The organism is Paracoccus sp. KKT209, assembly GCF_055635455.1.
Window position 1 is genome coordinate 2831575 of sequence record NZ_CM145758.1, and the last position, 17384, is coordinate 2848958.

General features: G+C 70.1%; 16 protein-coding genes. 3 read left to right on the top strand and 13 right to left on the bottom strand.

The features are described 5' to 3' along the window. The first annotated feature begins 192 nt into the window (after nt 1-192). Complete coding sequence (locus ACZ2G3_RS14030; RefSeq protein WP_470396631.1) at nt 193-924, top strand: GntR family transcriptional regulator; 732 nt, start codon at nt 193-195, stop codon at nt 922-924. Here ACZ2G3_RS14030 and ACZ2G3_RS14035 read toward each other — a convergent pair. Genes ACZ2G3_RS14035 through ACZ2G3_RS14085 form a run of 11 tightly spaced genes read right to left on the bottom strand, consistent with a single transcriptional unit; the run spans nt 921 to nt 12817 of the window. Continuing rightward, nucleotides 921-2444, bottom strand: coding sequence for a class I adenylate-forming enzyme family protein (locus ACZ2G3_RS14035; RefSeq protein WP_470396632.1), 1524 nt, complete (start codon nt 2442-2444; stop codon nt 921-923). The genes ACZ2G3_RS14030 and ACZ2G3_RS14035 overlap by 4 nt on opposite strands. Then, nucleotides 2441-3250 (bottom strand): oxepin-CoA hydrolase, alternative type, encoded by an 810-nt coding sequence (locus ACZ2G3_RS14040; protein WP_470396633.1) that lies wholly within the window; start codon nt 3248-3250, stop codon nt 2441-2443. Before ACZ2G3_RS14040 ends, ACZ2G3_RS14035 begins: the two co-directional genes overlap by 4 nt. Beyond that, the gene (locus tag ACZ2G3_RS14045) at nt 3250-3648 is read right to left on the bottom strand and encodes a PaaI family thioesterase (RefSeq protein ID WP_419269184.1); all 399 of its coding nucleotides are present in this window, start codon (nt 3646-3648) and stop codon (nt 3250-3252) included. Before ACZ2G3_RS14045 ends, ACZ2G3_RS14040 begins: the two co-directional genes overlap by 1 nt. Further along, complete coding sequence (locus tag ACZ2G3_RS14050) at nt 3639-4637, bottom strand: acyl-CoA dehydrogenase family protein (RefSeq protein ID WP_470396635.1); 999 nt, start codon at nt 4635-4637, stop codon at nt 3639-3641. Before ACZ2G3_RS14050 ends, ACZ2G3_RS14045 begins: the two co-directional genes overlap by 10 nt. Nucleotides 4638-4641: 4 nt before the next feature. After that, nucleotides 4642-5826: an acyl-CoA dehydrogenase family protein gene (locus ACZ2G3_RS14055; RefSeq protein WP_470396637.1), complete on the bottom strand. Its 1185-nt coding sequence runs from the start codon at nt 5824-5826 to the stop codon at nt 4642-4644. Further along, nucleotides 5826-7001, bottom strand: coding sequence for an acetyl-CoA C-acyltransferase (locus tag ACZ2G3_RS14060; RefSeq protein WP_470396638.1), 1176 nt, complete (start codon nt 6999-7001; stop codon nt 5826-5828). Before ACZ2G3_RS14060 ends, ACZ2G3_RS14055 begins: the two co-directional genes overlap by 1 nt. Beyond that, entirely contained in the window at nt 6998-9082 is a 2085-nt protein-coding gene (locus tag ACZ2G3_RS14065; RefSeq protein WP_470396639.1) for an FAD-dependent oxidoreductase, read from the bottom strand. The genes ACZ2G3_RS14060 and ACZ2G3_RS14065 overlap by 4 nt, the downstream gene beginning before the upstream one ends. A gap of 10 nt (nt 9083-9092) precedes the next feature. Further along, complete coding sequence (locus ACZ2G3_RS14070; RefSeq protein WP_470396640.1) at nt 9093-9920, bottom strand: IclR family transcriptional regulator; 828 nt, start codon at nt 9918-9920, stop codon at nt 9093-9095. Beyond that, entirely contained in the window at nt 9920-11248 is a 1329-nt protein-coding gene (locus tag ACZ2G3_RS14075; RefSeq protein ID WP_470396641.1) for a TRAP transporter large permease, read from the bottom strand. The genes ACZ2G3_RS14070 and ACZ2G3_RS14075 overlap by 1 nt, the downstream gene beginning before the upstream one ends. Beyond that, nucleotides 11248-11754, bottom strand: a complete 507-nt coding sequence (locus ACZ2G3_RS14080) for a TRAP transporter small permease (RefSeq protein ID WP_419269192.1) — start codon at nt 11752-11754, stop codon at nt 11248-11250. The genes ACZ2G3_RS14075 and ACZ2G3_RS14080 overlap by 1 nt, the downstream gene beginning before the upstream one ends. A gap of 4 nt (nt 11755-11758) precedes the next feature. Then, nucleotides 11759-12817 carry a C4-dicarboxylate TRAP transporter substrate-binding protein gene (locus ACZ2G3_RS14085; protein ID WP_419269193.1) on the bottom strand — a complete coding sequence of 353 codons (1059 nt, stop codon included), beginning with the start codon at nt 12815-12817 and terminating at the stop codon, nt 11759-11761. A 148-nt stretch (nt 12818-12965) separates the two neighbouring features. On the opposite strand from ACZ2G3_RS14085, the gene ACZ2G3_RS14090 reads away from it, so the two are divergent. Together ACZ2G3_RS14090 and ACZ2G3_RS14095 are read left to right on the top strand one after the other, a co-directional pair. Next, nucleotides 12966-14291 (top strand): L,D-transpeptidase family protein, encoded by a 1326-nt coding sequence (locus ACZ2G3_RS14090; RefSeq protein WP_470396642.1) that lies wholly within the window; start codon nt 12966-12968, stop codon nt 14289-14291. After that, nucleotides 14288-15121: an extensin-like domain-containing protein gene (locus ACZ2G3_RS14095; protein WP_470396644.1), complete on the top strand. Its 834-nt coding sequence runs from the start codon at nt 14288-14290 to the stop codon at nt 15119-15121. Before ACZ2G3_RS14090 ends, ACZ2G3_RS14095 begins: the two co-directional genes overlap by 4 nt. Before the next feature lies 1 nt (nt 15122). On the opposite strand, the gene ACZ2G3_RS14100 is transcribed toward ACZ2G3_RS14095, so the two are convergent. Together ACZ2G3_RS14100 and ACZ2G3_RS14105 are read right to left on the bottom strand one after the other, a co-directional pair. After that, nucleotides 15123-15854 carry a Crp/Fnr family transcriptional regulator gene (locus tag ACZ2G3_RS14100; protein WP_470396645.1) on the bottom strand — a complete coding sequence of 244 codons (732 nt, stop codon included), beginning with the start codon at nt 15852-15854 and terminating at the stop codon, nt 15123-15125. An 88-nt stretch (nt 15855-15942) separates the two neighbouring features. Continuing rightward, complete coding sequence (locus ACZ2G3_RS14105) at nt 15943-17301, bottom strand: FliI/YscN family ATPase (RefSeq protein ID WP_470396646.1); 1359 nt, start codon at nt 17299-17301, stop codon at nt 15943-15945. Nucleotides 17302-17384: the final 83 nt, after the last annotated feature.

Here is a 17384-nt window from a genome sequence, read left to right on the forward strand (position 1 = left end):
AATGCATTTAACAGACGCGCGGGAAAGTCAAAGGAATATCCCCCCTGCCCGCTGCGGCTTCCCGCCGATATGGCCTGATTACCTTGTGCTATAACCTTTTGGACAGCTGCATAAATCTTTTACATGTTCTATCAAGGGTTCACCTTTGTTTATAGCGAGTGTGCCGATATGGCTAATCTGCCCGAAGGGGCGATGGCGCAACTGCGTGCCTCGCCGCCCGATCACAGCCGCAAGCGCCTGAACACCTGGCAGGCGATCCGCGCCGAGGTGCTGCGCCGCATCCGTGCCGGCGAATGGCCCCCGGGCGCCCTGATCCCGACCGAGCAGCACCTGTCGGTCGAGATGGGCTGTGCCCGCGCCACCGTGAACCGGGCGCTGCGCGAGCTGGCCGACAGCGGCATCATCCAGCGCCGCCGCAAGGTGGGCACGCGGGTCGCGGCGACGCCCCTGCGCCGCACGACGCTGCGCCTGCCGGCCATCCGGACCGAGATCGAGGGAATGGGCGCGGCCTATACCTATCAGCTGACCGAATGCGAGGCCCGCCTGCCCACGCCCGAGGCGATGCGGGCGCTGCAGGTCGATGCACAGGACGTGCTGCTGCTGGTCATGTCGCGCCACATGGCCGACGGGCAACCCCATTGCAGCGAGTCCATCTGGCTGAACCCGCGCGCCCTGGCCACGCCCGACGCCACGGTCTTTGCTGTCGAGCCGCCGCAGGAATGGCTGGCGCGGACCCTGCCGGTGACGCAGAGCAGCTTTTCGATTCTGGCGGAACCCGCAGGCGGGACCTGCGCGCTGAACCTGGGGGTCGATCCCGGAACGCCCGTCCTGACGATCGAGCGGGTGAACTCCATGGATGCGCTGCCCGTGTCCTTTGCGCGGCAGTTCTATCCGCCCAAGCACCGGCTGATCTTTGACGACTAGGTCCGCGGATCTTCCGCCAGAAGCGCCGCGAAATGGTCCAGCAGGCGGTGTTTCAGCACCTTGCCTGTGGCCGCGGCGGGCAGCGGGCCGGTCAGCAGGATGCGCGTCGGCCGCTTGTAGGCCGACAGCCGCGCCGCCGCATGGGCGGCCAGCGCCTCGGCCGTGACGGCGCCCGGCGCGACCAGCTGGCAGAATGCCAGAACATCCTCGTCCCCGCCCTCGCGCGCGCGACCGATCACGGCGGTCTGCAGGACGGCCGGGTGGTCGTTCAGCGCGGCCTCGACCTCGGGCGGGTAGACGTTGAAGCCGCCGCGGATGATCAGCTCCTTGCTGCGGCCGACGATGTGCAGCCGGCCCTGGTCGTCGATGCGGCCCAGATCGCCCGTATGCATCCAGCCGTCATTGTCCAGCACCTGCGCGGTGGCCTGGGGATTGCGGAAGTAGCCGCGCATGACATGGGGGCCGCGGGTCAGCACCTCGCCGGTGCCGGGTTCGCGTCCGACCGAGGCATCCAGCGCGATTTCCACCCCCGGGAGAGGACGGCCCGCCGAGGGGTCGGGATCGCCCTTGGCATTGGTGGTGATGGTCACGCCTGCGGTGGTTTCCGTCATGCCATAGCCGTTCTGCAGCGCGATGCCGTAAAAGGTCTCGGCCCGGCGCTTCCAGTCGGGGTCCAAGGGGGCCGCGCCGCTGCTGACATAGCGCAGGGGGCCGTCGAGGCGGTCCAGCCCGCGGGCGCGCGCCTCGGCCATGATGGCGGCGTGCATCTGCGGGACGGCGGGCAGGACGGTCACGCCCTGCTGCAGCGCGTCGAGCACGGCCGCGGCCGAAAAGCGCGGCGCCAGCCGCAGATGCGCCCCCGCCGAGAGGCCCGCGCACATCATCGAGGTCAGCCCGAAGACATGGGTCAGCGGCAGGACGCCATAGATCAGGTCGCCCGGCACGATGCCGCGCAGCCGGGCCGAGGACTGGCCGCCGAAGATCAGGTTCCCGTGGGTCAGCATCACGCCCTTGGGCGTCCCGGTCGTGCCGGTGGTGTAGAGGATCACGGCCGTCATGCCGGCGTCGGGTTCGACGGCCTCGGGGGTGCTGTCGAAGGGGCCGGAGAGGTGCAGCGTGCCGCCCGCCAGGTCCAGAGCGCGCGCGCCGGCCGCGTCAGCATGGGCGCGGGCGGGGTCGCTGACATCGGACAGGTGGACGGTCAGGCGCGGTTCGGTATGGGCGGCGATCTTCTGCAGCTCCGGCCCGGTCATGCGGGCATTGACCGGGACCGCCACCGCATCCATCCGCCCCGCCGCCAGCAGCAGGACCGCGACGGAGGCCGCGTTCTCGGCCACGATCAGCAGGCGGTCGCCGGGGCGCAGGCCTTGGTCGCGCAGGATCTGTTCCGCCTGCGCCGCACGGGCGTCGAGGGCGGAATAGGTCAGCACCTCTCCGGTCCAGTCGGTCAGCGCGGGACGGTCGGAATGGGCGGCGGCGGCCCGGTCGAATAGCTGGTGAAAACGGGTGGCGTCGGTCATGTCCCCTCGCGCAGTCGTCGGAAATCGGGGGCCCGCTTGGCCAGGAAGGCGGTGATGCCCTCGGCGGCCTCGGGCGCGGCAAGGGCATGGGCCATCGCGTCGCGTTCGGCGGCCAGCTGGGCCTCGAAGGCGGTGGCGCGCCAGCCGGTCAGCAGGCGCTTGATGGCGGCCTGGGCCTCGGCCGGGCCCTGGGCCAGCCGGTCGGCCAGGGCCATCGCGGCCATGATCGCCTCGCCCGGATCTGTCAGTTCGTTGATGACCCCCAGCGCATGCAGGCGTTCGGCGGTGACGGGGTGACCGGTCAGGGCCATCTGCGCGGCGATCTGCGGCGGCAGCGCGGCCCCCAGTGCGGCGGTCAGCCCGCCATCGGGCACCAGCCCGGCATTCACATAGGCGGCGGTGAAGCGCGCGTCGCGGGACGCGATCACCATGTCGCAGGCCAGTGCCAGCGACAGGCCCGCGCCGGCCGCGCCCCCCTCGACCACGGCGATCACCGGGCGCGGGCAATGGACCACGGCGCGGATCAGGTCGTTCAGCGCGTCGATGCGGTCGCGGCGCTGGCCCTCGTCCATCTGCTGGGCGGTGATCAGCGTGTTCAGATCGCCCCCGGCGCAGAAGAAATCGCCCTCGCCCATCAGGATCACGGCGCCGATGCGGGGTTCGTCGGCGGCCATGCGCAGCGCCTGGTGCAGCCCGTCGTAGAATTCGGGCGTCAGCGCGTTGCGGCGGGCGGCATTGCGGTTTTCTACCACCAGGCGGTCGCCAAGGTCGCTGATTTCGCAATGCGGGTTGGTAAGGGCGGTCATCATGGCTCCTGTCGGGACTTGCGGAAGACGCCGGTCGCGGTCGCGATCAGCGTGCCGTCCCCATGCCGCAACTGGCCCTCGATGAACAGGGTCGCCCGCCCGCCGCCGGTGACGCGGCCGGTGGCCTCGATGCGTCCGGGGCGGCCGGGCGCGAGGTAGTTCACCGTCAGCGACAGGGTGGTGAAGGGGTGCCGCCCGGTCGCGTCCACGGTCAGACTGCCGGTGGCGCCCATCGCGCTGTCCAAGAGCGTCGCCGCCAGTCCGCCATGCAGCATGCCCTGGCGGTTCAGGTGGCGGTCGTCCAGGTCCAGGCGGCAGCGCGCCCCGGCGGGATCGCCGACATCCAGCACATAGCCGATCAGCGCCTGGGTGCCGGTCTCGTCCCGGATCAGGCCCATGCGGGCTCGCTCCGGGCAAAGCGGTCGAGGTGCCAGTCGGCATCGCCCATCGCGGTGTCGGCGGTCATCAGGCGGCGGACCATGCCGCCCAGCGCATATTCCTCGGTCATGCCGATGCCGCCATGCAGCTGCACCGATTCCTCGGCGACCAGGCGCGCGACCCGGCCCAGCGTCACCTTGCAGGCCTGCAGATGGCGGTCGCGCAGGGGCGCATCCGCCGTCAGGTGGCCCGAGAGGTTCACCACGGCCGAGCGCGCCTGTTCGACCTCGACCGCCAGGTCGGCGGCACGGTGGGCCAGCGCCTGGAAGGCGATCAGCGGCTGGCCGAACTGCTTGCGCTGTTTCAGATAATCCAGCGTCAGGTCCACCGCCGCGGTGATCGTGCCCAGCGCATGGGCCGAATGGGCCAGGACACCGCGCGCAAGCGGCCCGCCGAAATCGGACAGCGCGCCCAGGCGCGTGGCGGGCGTGGCCTCGAAGATCAGGTCGGCGCCGCGCTGCCCGTCCATCATCGGATAGCCGCGCAGCGTCAGGCCGGGGGCGCCCGGCTGGACCAGCCACAGCGCGTCGGCGGTGGTGACCAGGATCGCGGCCGCGTCCTCGGCCCCCGCGACCATGGTCTTGCGTCCGGTCAGGCTGTCGCCCTCGGCCCGGATGGCGACGCCGCGGTCATAGCGGGTGCCGGGCTCGGCATCGGCAAAGGCCAGCACGGCGCCTTCGGGAACCTCGTGGCCGGCCTGGGCCAGGGCCGCGCCCGCGATCATCGTGGGGATCAGCGGCAGGGCGGCGCCCGCCCGGCCCAGTTCCTGAAAGATCAGCGCCACGGCGGCGCCCGATCCGTCAAAGCCGCCCTCGTCCTCGGTCAGCAGGGCGGCGATGACGCCGGCCTCGGCCAAGGCGGGCCACAGCCCCTCGCCGGTGTGGCGGGTCAGGATGCCGCGCAGGCTGTCCTGCAGCATGCGGTGGTCGTCGGAAAGCTGGAAGTCCATCGCCTTACCCCTTGGCCAGAGCGCCGGCGATGATGCCGCGCTGGATCTCGTTCGAGCCGCCATAGATCGACAGCTTGCGGTTGTTCAGCCAGGTCGCGGTCGCGGCCAGCACCTCGTCGGCATCCTGGGGCTGGCCCTCGTTGCCGGTGGCCGGCAGCGCCAGGGCATGTCCGCCATAGGCGCGCCGCGTCAGGGCATCCAGCCGCTGGCGGATCTGCGTGCCCTTGATCTTGAGCATGCTGCTTTCGATGCCGGGCGCCTGGCCCTGGGCCGCCGCCGACAGCATCCGCAGGTTGGTGGTGGACATGGCCATCAGCTCGATCTCGACCGCGGCGATCTCGGACGCGAAGAACGGGTCCTGGGCCAAGGGGCGGCCGCGATGGACCTGGGTGCGGGCCAGGCGGTGCAGGTTGTCCAGCGCGGCGGTGGCGAAACCGACGCCCGCGATGTTGGTGCGTTCATGCGTCAGCAGGTATTTGGCATAGGTCCAGCCCTGGTTCTCCTCGCCCACCAGGTTTTCGGCCGGGACCCTGACGTCGTCGAAGAAGACCTCGTTCACCTCGGCGGTGCCGTCCAGCAGGACGATGGGGCGGACGGTGACGCCGGGCGTGGTCATGTCGATCAGCAGAAAGCTGATGCCCTCCTGCTTCTTGCCCTCGGTCGAGGTGCGCACCAGGCAGAAGATCATGTTCGCGTACTGGCCCAGCGTGGTCCAGGTCTTCTGCCCGTTGACGACGTAATGGTCGCCCTGGCGTTCGGCGCGGCAGCGCAGGCCTGCCAGGTCCGAACCGGCGCCGGGTTCGGAATAGCCCTGGCACCACCAGTCGTCGCCCTGCAGGATGCGCGGCAGCCAGTAATCCTGCTGTTCCTTGCTGCCGAATTTCTGCAGCACCGGTCCCAGCATCGCGATCCCGAAGGGCACGATGCGCGGCGCATGGGCCAGGGCAGACTCCTCCTCGAAGATGTGGCGCTGGATGGCGGTCCAGCCGGCGCCGCCGAATTCGGTTGGCCAGTTGCCGGCCAGCCAGCCGCGCGCGTGCAGCCGGGCGTGCCAGCCCTCCATGTCGTCCTTGGTCAGGTGCTGGTGCAGGCGCACCTTGCGGGCCAGCTCCGGGTCCAGCTCGGTCTGCAGAAAGGCGCGGACCTGGTCGCGGAAGGCCAGTTCGTCGGGGGTGAAACGCATGTCCATCAGAAGATCTCCAGCAGTCCGGCCGCGCCCTGCCCGCCGCCGATGCACATGGTGACGACGCCCCATTTCGCGCCCTGCCGGCGGCCTTCGCGCAGAAGGTGGCCGGCGGTGCGGGCGCCGGTCATGCCGAAGGGGTGGCCGATGGAAATCGCGCCGCCGTTGACGTTGTATTTCGCCGGATCGATGCCCAGCGTGTCGCGGCAGTACAGGCACTGGCTGGCAAAGGCCTCGTTCAGTTCCCACAGGTCGATGTCGGCGACGCTCAGCCCGTGGCGTTCCAGCAGGCGCGGCACGGCGCGGACGGGGCCGATGCCCATCTCGTCAGGGGCGCAGCCGGCGACGGCGAAGCCGTGGAAGGCGCCCAGCGGCTCCAGCCCCTCGGCGGCGGCCAGGTCGGCGTCCATGACCAGCAGCGCCGCGGCCCCGTCAGACAGCTGGGAGGCGTTGCCGGCGGTGATGAAGTTGCCGGGGCCGCGCACGGGTTCCAGTTTCGCCAGCGCCTCCAGCGTGGTGCCGGGGCGGTTGCCCTCGTCGGCGGCGATGGTGACCTCGCGTTCGGTGGTCTCGCCCGTGGCCTTGTCGGCGACCTGCATCGTGACCGTCATGGGGATGATCTCGTCGGCAAAGACGCCGGCGGCCTGGGCGGCGGCGGTGCGGGCCTGGGACTGCACCGCATATTCGTCCTGCGCCTCGCGCGAGATGCCATAGCGGGCGGCCACGATGTCGGCGGTCTCGATCATGGTCATGTAGAGGTCGGGGCGGTTCGCCTCGATCCAGGCCTCGCGCGAATGGCGCACGGGCGGCTGGACCAGCGAGATGCTTTCGACGCCGCCGACCAGGATGGCGCGGGCGCCCTCCTGCGCGACCATCTGCGCGCCCATCGCCAGCGCATGCAGGCCCGAGGCGCAGAAGCGGTTGACCGTGGCCCCGGCGATGCTGTCGGGCAGGCCCGCGCGGATCACGGCCTGGCGGCCGATATTGCCGCCGGTGACGTATTCGGGATAGCCGCAGCCCCAGATGCTGTCCTCGATCAGCGCGGGGTCGATGCCGGCGCGGTCGATCACGGCGCGGGCAGTGGCCCCGGCCAGCACGGCCCCGTGGGTCTGGTTGAAGGCGCCGCGCTTGGCGCGGCCGATGGCGGTGCGGGCCGCCTGGACGATGACGGGCTGTTTCATGATTTCGTTCCTTCGTTCAGGTCGGCCAGGCTGCGGCCCTGCGCGGCCAGGTCGCGCAGCAGGGGCGCGGCCTGCCAGAAATGGTCGTCTTCGGCGGAAAAGCGGTCGATGTCGGCCAGGATCGCGGGCAGGCCCTGGGCATCGGCCCAGTGCATCGGCCCGCCGCGAAAACGCGGGAAGCCGTAGCCGTTCAGCATCACCACATCGACATCCAGGGGCCGCAGGGCGGTACCGTCGGCCACGGTGCGCGCGGCCTCGTTCACCATGGCGGCCATGGTGCGGGCGACTATCTCTGCCTCGGTGAAGCTGCGCGGGGTCAGGCCCAGATCCGCCCGGACCCGGTCCAGCAGCGGGGCCAGTTCGGGGTCCTCCTGCGGGGCGCCGCTCCCATAGACATAGTATCCCCGCCCGGACTTGCGCCCCAGCCGGCCCAGTTCGTGCAGGCGGTCGGCAAAGACCGGCACGCGGTCGCGCGGATGGCGGTCGGCCGCCTTGCGCTGGCGCGTCATGTAGCCGATGTCGAGGCCCGCCAGGTCGCTGACCGCATAAGGGCCCATCGCGAAGCCGAACTTGGTCAGCGCCCGGTCCACCTGGTAGGGCGAGGCCCCGTCCAGCACCATCGCGTCCACCGCCGCGCGGTAATGCGACAGGATGCGGTTGCCGATGAAGCCGTCGCAGACGCCGGCGCGCACCGCGACCTTCTTCAGGCGCCGCGCCAGGGCAAAGGCCGTGGCGGTGACGTCGGGTGCGGTGCGGTCGGCGACCACCACCTCCAGCAGGCGCATGACATGGGCGGGCGAGAAGAAGTGCAGCCCGATCACGTTGCCGGGGCGCCCGGTCGCTTCGGCGATGCGGTTCACGTCCAGATAGGAGGTGTTGGTGGCCAGCACCGCGCCGGGCTTCGCCACGCGGTCCAGGGCGGCGAAGACCTGTTCCTTGACCTCCATCGCCTCGAAGACCGCCTCGATGATCAGGTCGGCTTCGCGCAGGGCGGCATAGTCGGTGTCGGTGCGGAAGGCGCCCGACAGGATCGCGTCGCGGCGGGCGGCGGGCAGCTTGCCGCGCGTCACGGCGTCGTCCAGCAGGCCGGCCACGGTGGCGGTGGCCTTTTGCGCGCCGTCGGGATCGCGTTCGACCAGCGTCACGTCCAGCCCCGCCAGCAGGGCCGCGACGGCAATGCCCGCGCCCATCGTGCCGCCGCCGATGACGCCGACCCGGTCCAGCGGCCGCGGGTCGACGCCCTGGATTTCGGGCAGGTGCGCGACGGCGCGCTCGGCAAAGAAGGCATGGATCAGGGCGGCGCGCTGCGGGCTGTCCATCAGCGCGCGGAAGGCCGCCCGTTCGACCGCCATGCCCTGGGCAAAGGGCAGGGCAAGCCCCTCGCGCACCGCGTCCACGGCGGTGGCCTGGGCGATCTGGCCGCGCGCGCTGCGGGCCAGGCGGTCAGTCAGGGCCTGCAGCTGCGCGGCATCGACGGCGGGTGCGGGCAGGTCGCGGGTGCGGCGCGGCGGCTGGCCGGCCAGGTCATGGGCAAGGTCCAAGGCGGCCTGGGTCAGGTCGCCTTCGGCGAGGCGGTCGATCAGGCCGGCCTCCAGCGCCTCGGGGGCCGGGATCTGGCGGGCCGAGGTGATCGCCTCCAGTGCGGCTTGCGTGCCGATCAGGCGCGGCAGGCGCTGGGTGCCGCCGGCGCCGGGGATCAGGCCCAGCGTGACCTCGGGGAGGCCCATCCGGGTGGCGGGCGCGGCGATGCGGGCATGGGCGCCCAGCGCCAGTTCCAGCCCGCCGCCCAGCGCGGTGCCGTGCAGCGCGGCCACGACGGGCTTGTCCAGCGCCTCGATCCGGTCGATCAGGTCGGGCAGGAAGGGTTCTGCCGGGGGCTTGCCGAATTCCGAGATGTCGGCCCCCGCGACCCAGGTGCGGCCGGCGCAGAGGATCACCGCCGCATCGGCCTGATCGTCGGCGGCAAAGGCGTCGGCCGCTTGCAGCAGGCCCGCGCGCACGGCCTGGGACAGCGCGTTCACGGGCGGGTTGTCGATGGTGATGACGCCGATCCGGCCCTGGCGGGCATAGGTGACGGGCATGGAACCTCCTTCAGTCATTCAACGCGCCTGACAGGGCCGGGCGCCCTTCGGCGCAGACCAGGCGTTGCAGGCGGGCGACGGTGTCGCGCAGGGCGGGGCCGACCTCGGCATGGATGCGGGCATCGGGCAGGACGTCGTCCAGCGCTCCGCAGGAAAAGACCACCGGCCCCGCCAGCCGCGCCGAACGGAACGGCACCGACACGGCCGAGATCTTGGGCGAATAGCGCAGCTGGTTGCGCACCACCGCATAGCCGTGGCCGATCAGCTGGTCGCGCCCTTCGCGGCGCAGCGCGTCGAAGCTGCCTCCGTCCAGCGGCGGCTCGGGATGATCGGACAAAAGGTCGGCGAACTCCTCGCGCGTGGTGGCGCCCAGCACGGCCAGGCCGGAGGACGAGCCGGCGATGGGCAGGCGGTGCCCGACCTCCAGCCAGATCGAGGCCGCGTGGCGCGGCCGCCAGGTGCGCATGAGCGCGACCTTGTCCCGGTCGCGCACCGCGAAGAGGACCAGCGTCCCAGTCCGGTCCGCCAGGTCCTGCATCATGTCCTGCGCCGGGTCGAGGAAGGACAGCGAGGCCGCCGCCACATGGCCCATCGCCAGCAGCGTCGGGCCGGGGCGATAGCGGTCGTTGCGCTGCGGCTGCGTCAGGTAGCCGAGGCAGCCCAGCGTGAAGGTCAGCCGCGAGACGGTGGATTTCGGCAGGCCGGTCCGTTCGGCGAGCTGTGCGTTGGTCAGCCCGTCGTCATCGGTGCGAAAGGCGCGCAGGACCGACAGCCCGCGGGCCAGGGTGGTGGCGAAGTTGCGGTCGGCTTCGTAATCCGGGCGGGGGCTGTCGGACATCACATGGACCCCGGAAGCAGAAGCGAGATGACCGGGAACAGGATCAGCAGCACCAGGACCAGCAGGTCCACCACCAGAAAGCGCGTCACGCCCGCGAAGATCTTGTCGATGCCCACGTTCTTGGTGACGTTGCTGACCACGAAGACGTTCAGGCCGACGGGCGGGGTGATCAGCCCGATCTCCAGCAGCTTGACGACGATGACGCCGAACCAGATCAGGTTCAGGCCATAGCCCTCGACCAGGGGGACCATGAAGGGCAGCGTCAGGACCATGATCCCGATCGGGTCGAGGAACATGCCCAGCACCAGGTAGATCAGCACCACGACCAGCATCAGCATCGCGAAGGACAGCTGGGCATCCGCGACCACGCCCACCACCGCGCCCGCCATGCCGCTGAGCGCGACGAAGCTGACGAAGATCTTGGCCGCGCCCGCGATCAGGAAGATGGCGGCCGTCTGGACCAGGCTTTCGCGGATCGCGCGCCACAGCACGCCCGGCGACAGGCGGCGCTGGGCAAAGCCGATGGCGATGGTCAGAACGACGCTGACGGCGGCGGCCTCGGTCGCAGTGAAGATGCCGCCATAGATGCCGCCGACGATGACGACGAACAGCATCAGGGCGGGCCAGGCGGCGATCGCGGCCTCCAGGCGGCTGGCCTCGGCGGCCTCGCCGCGCGGGGCGGCGGCGGGGTCGCGGGCGACCCACCAGGCGATGACCAGGATCATGCCCGCCAGCGACAGGAGGCCCGGCAGCACGCCCGCCAGGAACAGCTGGGCGATCGAGGTCTCGGTGAAGATGCCGTAGAGGATGAAGAGGACCGAGGGCGGGATCAGCGAGCCCAGCGTGCCGCCGACCGCGACCGAGGAGGTGGCCAGCCGCGGGTCATAGCCCATGCGCAGCATTTCCGGGACGCAGATGCGGCCCATGGTCGAGGCGCAGGCGATCGAGGAGCCCGAGATGGCGGAAAACCCGCCGCAGCCCATGATCGAGGCCATCGCCACGCCGCCGGGCAGCGGCCGCAGCCAGACGGCGGCGGCGTCATAGATGCGCGTCGTGATCCCGGCATAGAAGGCGATGTTGCCCAGGGCCACGAACAGCGGGACCATCGACAGGTCATAGGAATGCACGAGGTCGAAGAAGTTCGAGAAGACCACCGAGCTGGTCGGGTTCAGCGCCCGTTCGGGCGTCCAGCCGCCAGTCCGCGTCGCATAGATCAGGAAGGTGCCGATGCTGGCCACGCCCGCCAGGGCGAAGGCGATGGGCACGCGCATCGCCAGCAGGATCAGGACCAGCGCCATCGCGGCCATGCCGATCGTCATCGGGTCCATCAGCTTACCTCGTTTCCATCGGCATCAAGAATGACGTCGCCCCGGCGCAGCTGCGCCAGATCGCCCCCCAGCAGCACCGCCAGCCGCAGCCACATCAGCACCAGGCCCGCCAGGAACAGCGCGATCCCCGGCCAGCGCGGCAGGTTCAGGTCGCCGTAGTAGAACTCGCCCGACCCCCAGGCCTGGGCGGTGACCCGCCCGGCGGCATAGATCAGCGGCACCAGCGCCAGCAGGCCCACGACATGGCCCAGCACGATCAGCCGCGCGCGCAGGGGCGCCGGCATCCGGTCGCTGAGAAAGGTGACGGCGACGTGGCTGCGCGCCGCCGTCGCCGCCGCCATGGGCAGGATGATGGCCGCGACCATCAGTTCCCGCACCAGGATGATCGCGTCGGGCACGCTGGACCCCAGCACCGCGCGCATCACGACATTGGCAAAGATCACCAGGCCAAGCGCGATCAGCGCCAGCACGGAAAGGTCCAGAAGCGTCCGCTCGATCAGGCGCATGGGATCAGCCGCGCTCCCAGGGGTAGCCCTGCTGTTCCAGCTCGGTGGCGTACTGGTCGATCAGGCCGCGGTATTCGTCCAGCAGCGCCTGCCCGTCCAGCCCCGAGGCATCGGCGCGGGCCACCCATTCGTCCAGGTATTTCTGGCCCGCCTCGTTCAGCTTGGCGCGGTCCTCGTCGGAAAAGCGGACGATCTCCTTGCCGGCATCTTCCAGCACCTTGATCGATTCGGCGTTCGCCTCCTCGATGATGCGCCCGAATTCGTCGGCCAGCCCCTCGCCGGCGGTCATGATGACCTCCTGCTGCTCGGGCGTCAGGCTGTCGAACATCGACTTGTTCATCACGATGCCCAGGGCGCCGATCTGGCCCCAGTCGATGAAGGTGTAGCTGTCGAAGACCTCGTCGAACTTCAGCGCCTTGACCAGGTAGGAATAGGTCTGGGTGCAGTCGATCAGCCCACTTTCCAGGCCCTGGTAGGCCTCGTAGACGGTCATGTCGACCAGCGTTGCGCCCAGGTCGCGGAAGGTCTGGCCATAGGCGCCGACGCCGCGCACCTTCTTGCCGGCCAGCTGGTCGACCGAGGCGACCGCGGGGCCCTTGCAGCCCATCTGCACGGCCGAGGTCGTGTAGGTGCCGATATAGACCAGGCCCTGGGCGGCCAGGTTCGCCTTGATCTGCTCGTTGTTGCGCATCAGCGCATCGGTGGCCTTCATGCCCACCCAGGGGTCGGGGTTCTGCAGGGGCAGGTCGGCGATGCCATAGGCGACCATCTCCTGGGGGAAATAGACGCCGATCACGCTGCCCAGGTCCGCCACCCCGTCGCGCAGCGACTGGACGGCGGCCTTTTCGGAAAACAGCGCGCCGCCCCAGGTGATGTCCACCTTGAGGTCGCCCCCGGACTGTTCGGCCACCTGGTCGGCGAACCACTGGGTCGCCTCGGCGCGCGCGCCCCGGTTGGGCCCCGGCTCGCCATAGATCAGCACCGTTTCGGCAGATGCGGCGCCGGCCAGCGCGGCGATCATGGCACCGGCCGACAGTGCCGCCTTGAATGACTGAATGGTCATGGGTGAAACCTCCTCCCTGTTTCGCTGTGCAGATTTGCATTCCGCACTGCGGAATACAATCCTGAATTGACCGAAACGTGACCCTCAGGCTATCTGGCGGTTTTCCGCGCAATCCTGAATGCTGCAGACTGTCTTATCGGAGTTCCCCATGTCGCACCGGCTCTTGCTGGCCCTTGCATTCGCCCTGACCTCGACGGCGCCCGCCGTGGCGCAGGACGACCGGCCCTTTACCGCAGCCGATATCGAGGCGGCGCAATACGGCCTGGAGGACCTGCCTGCGGGGCGCTCCGCGCTGACCGCCAAGGTGCAGATCCTGCTGGACCGGTCGGGCACATCGCCCGGCGTGATCGACGGCTTCAAGGGCGGCATGAGCCAGAGCGCCATCAAGGCCTTTGAACGTCGCGCCGGCCTGCCGATGGACGGGGTCATGGACCCCCATGTCTGGAACCTGCTGCAGGCCTATGCCGAGCGTCCGGCCACCCAAGGCTATACCATCACCGAGGAGGACGCGCAGGGCCTGGTCGATTCGATCCCCACCGACTATGCCGAGAAGGCGCAGATGGAGGCCATGGCCCATACCAGCATCGCCGAGCGCCTGGGCGAGCGCTTTCACATGGACGAGAAATTCATCCAGTTCCTGAACCCCGGCGTGGCGCTGGTGCCGGGCGCCACGATCCAGGTCATGGCGCCGAACCCGCCCATGCGCGGGCAGGTGACGCGCATCATCATCGACAAGGACAACCGCCGGGTCGCGGGCTATGACGCGCGCGGGCAGATGGTGGTGGATTATCCCGCAACCATCGGATCCTCGGCCACCCCTTCGCCCGAAGGGACGCACAACGTGCGCAGTGTGGCGGTCAATCCGAACTATACCTACAACCCCGACGTCAACTTCAAGCAGGGCGACAACGACCGCAAGCTGGTGGTCCCGCCGGGGCCGAACGGGCCGGTGGGCACGGTCTGGATCGGCCTGACCAAGCCGACCTATGGCATCCACGGCACGCCCACGCCGTCGCAGCTGTTCAGCAACCAGTCGATGGGCTGCGTGCGGCTGACCAACTGGGACGCCGAGGAGCTGGCCAAGATGGTCAGCATCGGCGGCACCACGGTCGAGTTCCTGCAGCCGGGTGTCACCATCGCCGATGTCACCGGCTCTGGTGCGGCCACCGCCACGCCGGTGGCGCCGATCGCGCTGCCCGAGGGCACGGCGCCGACCGAGGTGCCGACGACCGAGCAGCCCCTGGCCCTGCCCGAGCAGGCGGGTGCCGCCACCGGCGTCGCGCCGGAGCCTTCGGCCCAGCCCGCGCCGGAAGCCTCCGCGCCGGATGGCTCGGCGCCGGAAGCGTCCACGACGGATGCTCTGATCCCGCCGGCCGCGCCGGCGGAAAGCCCGGCCGACCCGCTGAGCGACGCGCTGACCGGCGCCCTGCCCGAGGGCTTTGTGGTGCCGCCGCTGCAAGACGCGCAGCCATGAGGGCAGTGACGGTCCTGGCGCTGGTGCTGCTTGGCGCGGGACCGGCCCTCTCGCAGGACCGGCCCCCCGAGGCGCCCGAGGCGCCCGAAACATCCGTGACCGAAACGCGGCCCCCGGAGCGTCCGGAGGCCTCCGCGGAGGCCCCCGTGGAGGCACCGGCCGCCGGGGCAGCGCCCGAGGCCCCCGGGGCGGCGGCCGAGGCCGAGGCCACCGAGGCGTTAGGCCCCCCTGCCCCGCCCCTCTGGTTCGTGCAGGCCGAAACCGACAGCGACTTTGCCGCCTGCCGGTTGGCCCTGGCGTTGCTGGGCACGACCTATCGGCAGGAGCCTCCGGTCACCGAAGCCGACAATCGCGACTGCGGCATCGCGCGGCCCCTGCGGGTCAGCCAGATCCTGCCCGGGGTGGCGCTGACGGGCGATCCGGTGATGCGCTGCGACACTGCGCGGGCCCTGGGCTTCTGGACGCGCGACTTTCTGCGCCCCGCCGCCGCGCTGATGCCGGGCGCGCCGCAGCTGACGGCGCTGGAGACGGGTTCGGGCTATACCTGCCGCGACCGGGTGGGCACCGGCAAGGCGCTGCCCAAGCCGTCCGAGCATGGCAACGGAAACGCGATCGACGTGACCGGCTTTCGGTTCGACACCGACCAGACGCTGTCTGTCCAGCCGCGCGAAGGCGACGGCGCGATGGACGAGGCCTTTCAGCGCGCGGCGCGGGGCACGGCCTGCCTGCTGTTCACGACGGTGCTGGGGCCGGGATCGAACGCCGCGCATGACGACCACCTGCACCTGGACATGGCAGCCCGGAACGGCGGCTGGCGGCTGTGCGAATAGCTCAGCGGCTCTGGCGTTCCATGTCCAGGTAGCCGGGATCGAAGCGGGCCAGCGTCGTCAGCCCCTGCCAGTTCAGGAGCTTGACGTCCGCCCCCGCCCAGCGGATCAACCCGCGGTCGCGCAGGTCGCGCACCGCCCGGTTCACATGGATCGGCGAATAACCCAGGATGTCGGCCAGTTCGCGCTGCAGCAGCGGCAGCATGAACTGGTGGTGGGACGCCGCGCCCACCGTGTTGAGACGCGTGTAGATCTCGCACAGCAGATGGGCCAGGTGGGCGCTGGAGCGCAGCGAGGCCGCGGCTACCAGCCATTGCCGGTGGACGGCCGCGTCGATCAGCGTCGCCATCCACAGAAGACGGGTCAGATGCGGAAAATTCTCGGTGATCTCGGTCAGTTCGGAATGGTCGATGAATTCGACATCGGCGGGACCGACGGCCACGACCGAATGTTCCAGCCCGGCCAGGACAAAGCCGTGCAGGTCCACGAAGTCGCCGGGGACATGCAGGGCGGTGATCACCCGTTCCTCGGGTCGGCCGACCAGCTGGTGCGAGCGTGCCGAAAGGCCGCGCAGCATCATGCAGCTGCGCCGCGCGGCGCGGTCCGCCGGGACGATCACCGCCCCCGAGGGAAAGCTGACATGTTCGGTCCGGACCGCGCGCAGCCGTGCAAGATCATCTTCCGACAGCGTGTCACGCCGTTGAAGAAAGCGGATAAAATATTCGGTGATGGCCATTTCATCCCTCCTTTCTTCGGCTGCGGGACACTTGCAAATCGGAAATTTGGGTGCAATGCCCGACAGTTACTATCTAACATTGATTAACCTACGAACGCGCGGCAGACTGCATAGTTTCATGGGGCTGGGCCGAGGGGCGCAGCCGCGCGCGGAGCGCCGCCTCCAGTGCAGCAAAGCTGTCGGCGGTTCCTGCGCTGCGGCGGGTGACGAATTCGTCCAGTTGCGGGAAGAGCTTTACCGCCTCGTCCAGCTTAGGGTCCGAGCCGGGGGCATAGAGGCCCGCGCGAATCATCAGTTCCGATTCGGCATAGGCGCCCAAGGCGGCACGGGCGCGGCCGATCAGCGCATTTTCGGCCGCATTCGCGGCGTCCGGCAGCGACCGCGAGACCGAGCGCACGACATCCACCGCCGGAAACCGGCCGCGTTCGGCGATGCTGCGTTCCAGGACGACGTGGCCATCCAGCGTGCCGCGCAGGATGTCGGCGACCGGTTCCTCCATGTCCGAGCCGGCCACGAGAACGCTGAAGATGCCGGTGATGTCGCCCGCACCTTCGGGGCCGGGGCCGGCGCGTTCGGCCAAGGCCATGATCAGGTTCGACACCGAGGGCGGGAAGCCCCGATAGCTGGGCGGTTCGCCCGCTGCCAGGGCGATCTCGCGATGCGCCTCGGCAAAGCGGGTGATCGAATCGGCCAGGAACAGGACATGCCGCCCCTGGTCGCGGAAATGCTCGGCCACGGTCATCGCGGCCCAGGCGCAGCGCCGCCGCAGGAGGGGCGAGCGGTCCGAGGTCGCAGCCACGATCACCGCCCGCCGCATTCCTTCGGGGCCGAGGGTCTTTTCGACGAATTCGCGCAGCTCGCGCCCCCGTTCGCCGATCATGGCGATGACCACCACGTCGGCCTGCACACCCCGCGCCATCTGCGACAGCAGCGTGGACTTGCCCACGCCCGAGCCCGCGAAAAGCCCGATCCGCTGCCCTGCCACCAGCGGCAGCAGCGTGTCGAAGACCGCAAGCCCCGTCCCCAGCCGCGCGCCCAGCCGCTTGCGCGTGACGGCGGGCGGGGCCTCGCTGCGAAAGCCGCGCGTGACCAGACCCTGCGGCAGCACGCGCCCGTCCAGCGGCTGGCCCAGCGGGTCGATGATGCGGCCGATCCAGCCGTCGCAGGGGGCGATCTGCGGGGCGAACAGCAGCTCGGCCTCGTCGCCCACCGACAGGCCTTCGATCGTGCCCTCGGGAAGGACCTGCGCGCTGCGCGGACCCAGGCCCACGATTTCGCCCGTCAGGGTGCCGGACTGCAGCGCGATGCGCACCCGGTCGCCGACCGAGGCGCGGCCGTTCAGTCCTTCGACGCTGATCAGGCCCGCGCGGATCGACTGCACCCGCCCGAAATGGGTGGCCAGGCGCAGTTCGGCGATGCGGCGGGTGATCGAGTGAAGTCTGTCCATTCCGGCCTCCGTCCAAGGGCCGATTTTTCCGGCCCGTGCAACGGTTTCTAAACCAATTGGGGTTAAGACCGGGTTTATCGTGA

Bases quoted from the DNA above. Each gene is read 5' to 3' on its own strand.
- ACZ2G3_RS14075 (WP_470396641.1), bottom strand. From the start codon at position 11,248: ATGGACCCGATGACGATCGGCATGGCCGCGATGGCGCTGGTCCTGATC.
- ACZ2G3_RS14040 (WP_470396633.1), bottom strand. From the start codon at position 3,250: ATGACCGCCCTTACCAACCCGCATTGCGAAATCAGCGACCTTGGCGAC.
- ACZ2G3_RS14085 (WP_419269193.1), bottom strand. From the start codon at position 12,817: ATGACCATTCAGTCATTCAAGGCGGCACTGTCGGCCGGTGCCATGATC.
- ACZ2G3_RS14105 (WP_470396646.1), bottom strand. From the start codon at position 17,301: ATGGACAGACTTCACTCGATCACCCGCCGCATCGCCGAACTGCGCCTG.
- ACZ2G3_RS14045 (WP_419269184.1), bottom strand. From the start codon at position 3,648: ATGGGCCTGATCCGGGACGAGACCGGCACCCAGGCGCTGATCGGCTAT.
- ACZ2G3_RS14060 (WP_470396638.1), bottom strand. From the start codon at position 7,001: ATGAAACAGCCCGTCATCGTCCAGGCGGCCCGCACCGCCATCGGCCGC.
- ACZ2G3_RS14035 (WP_470396632.1), bottom strand. From the start codon at position 2,444: ATGACCGACGCCACCCGTTTTCACCAGCTATTCGACCGGGCCGCCGCC.
- ACZ2G3_RS14090 (WP_470396642.1), top strand. From the start codon at position 12,966: ATGTCGCACCGGCTCTTGCTGGCCCTTGCATTCGCCCTGACCTCGACG.
- ACZ2G3_RS14095 (WP_470396644.1), top strand. From the start codon at position 14,288: ATGAGGGCAGTGACGGTCCTGGCGCTGGTGCTGCTTGGCGCGGGACCG.
- ACZ2G3_RS14080 (WP_419269192.1), bottom strand. From the start codon at position 11,754: ATGCGCCTGATCGAGCGGACGCTTCTGGACCTTTCCGTGCTGGCGCTG.
- ACZ2G3_RS14030 (WP_470396631.1), top strand. From the start codon at position 193: ATGGCGCAACTGCGTGCCTCGCCGCCCGATCACAGCCGCAAGCGCCTG.
- ACZ2G3_RS14065 (WP_470396639.1), bottom strand. From the start codon at position 9,082: ATGCCCGTCACCTATGCCCGCCAGGGCCGGATCGGCGTCATCACCATC.
- ACZ2G3_RS14070 (WP_470396640.1), bottom strand. From the start codon at position 9,920: ATGTCCGACAGCCCCCGCCCGGATTACGAAGCCGACCGCAACTTCGCC.
- ACZ2G3_RS14100 (WP_470396645.1), bottom strand. From the start codon at position 15,854: ATGGCCATCACCGAATATTTTATCCGCTTTCTTCAACGGCGTGACACG.
- ACZ2G3_RS14055 (WP_470396637.1), bottom strand. From the start codon at position 5,826: ATGGACATGCGTTTCACCCCCGACGAACTGGCCTTCCGCGACCAGGTC.
- ACZ2G3_RS14050 (WP_470396635.1), bottom strand. From the start codon at position 4,637: ATGGACTTCCAGCTTTCCGACGACCACCGCATGCTGCAGGACAGCCTG.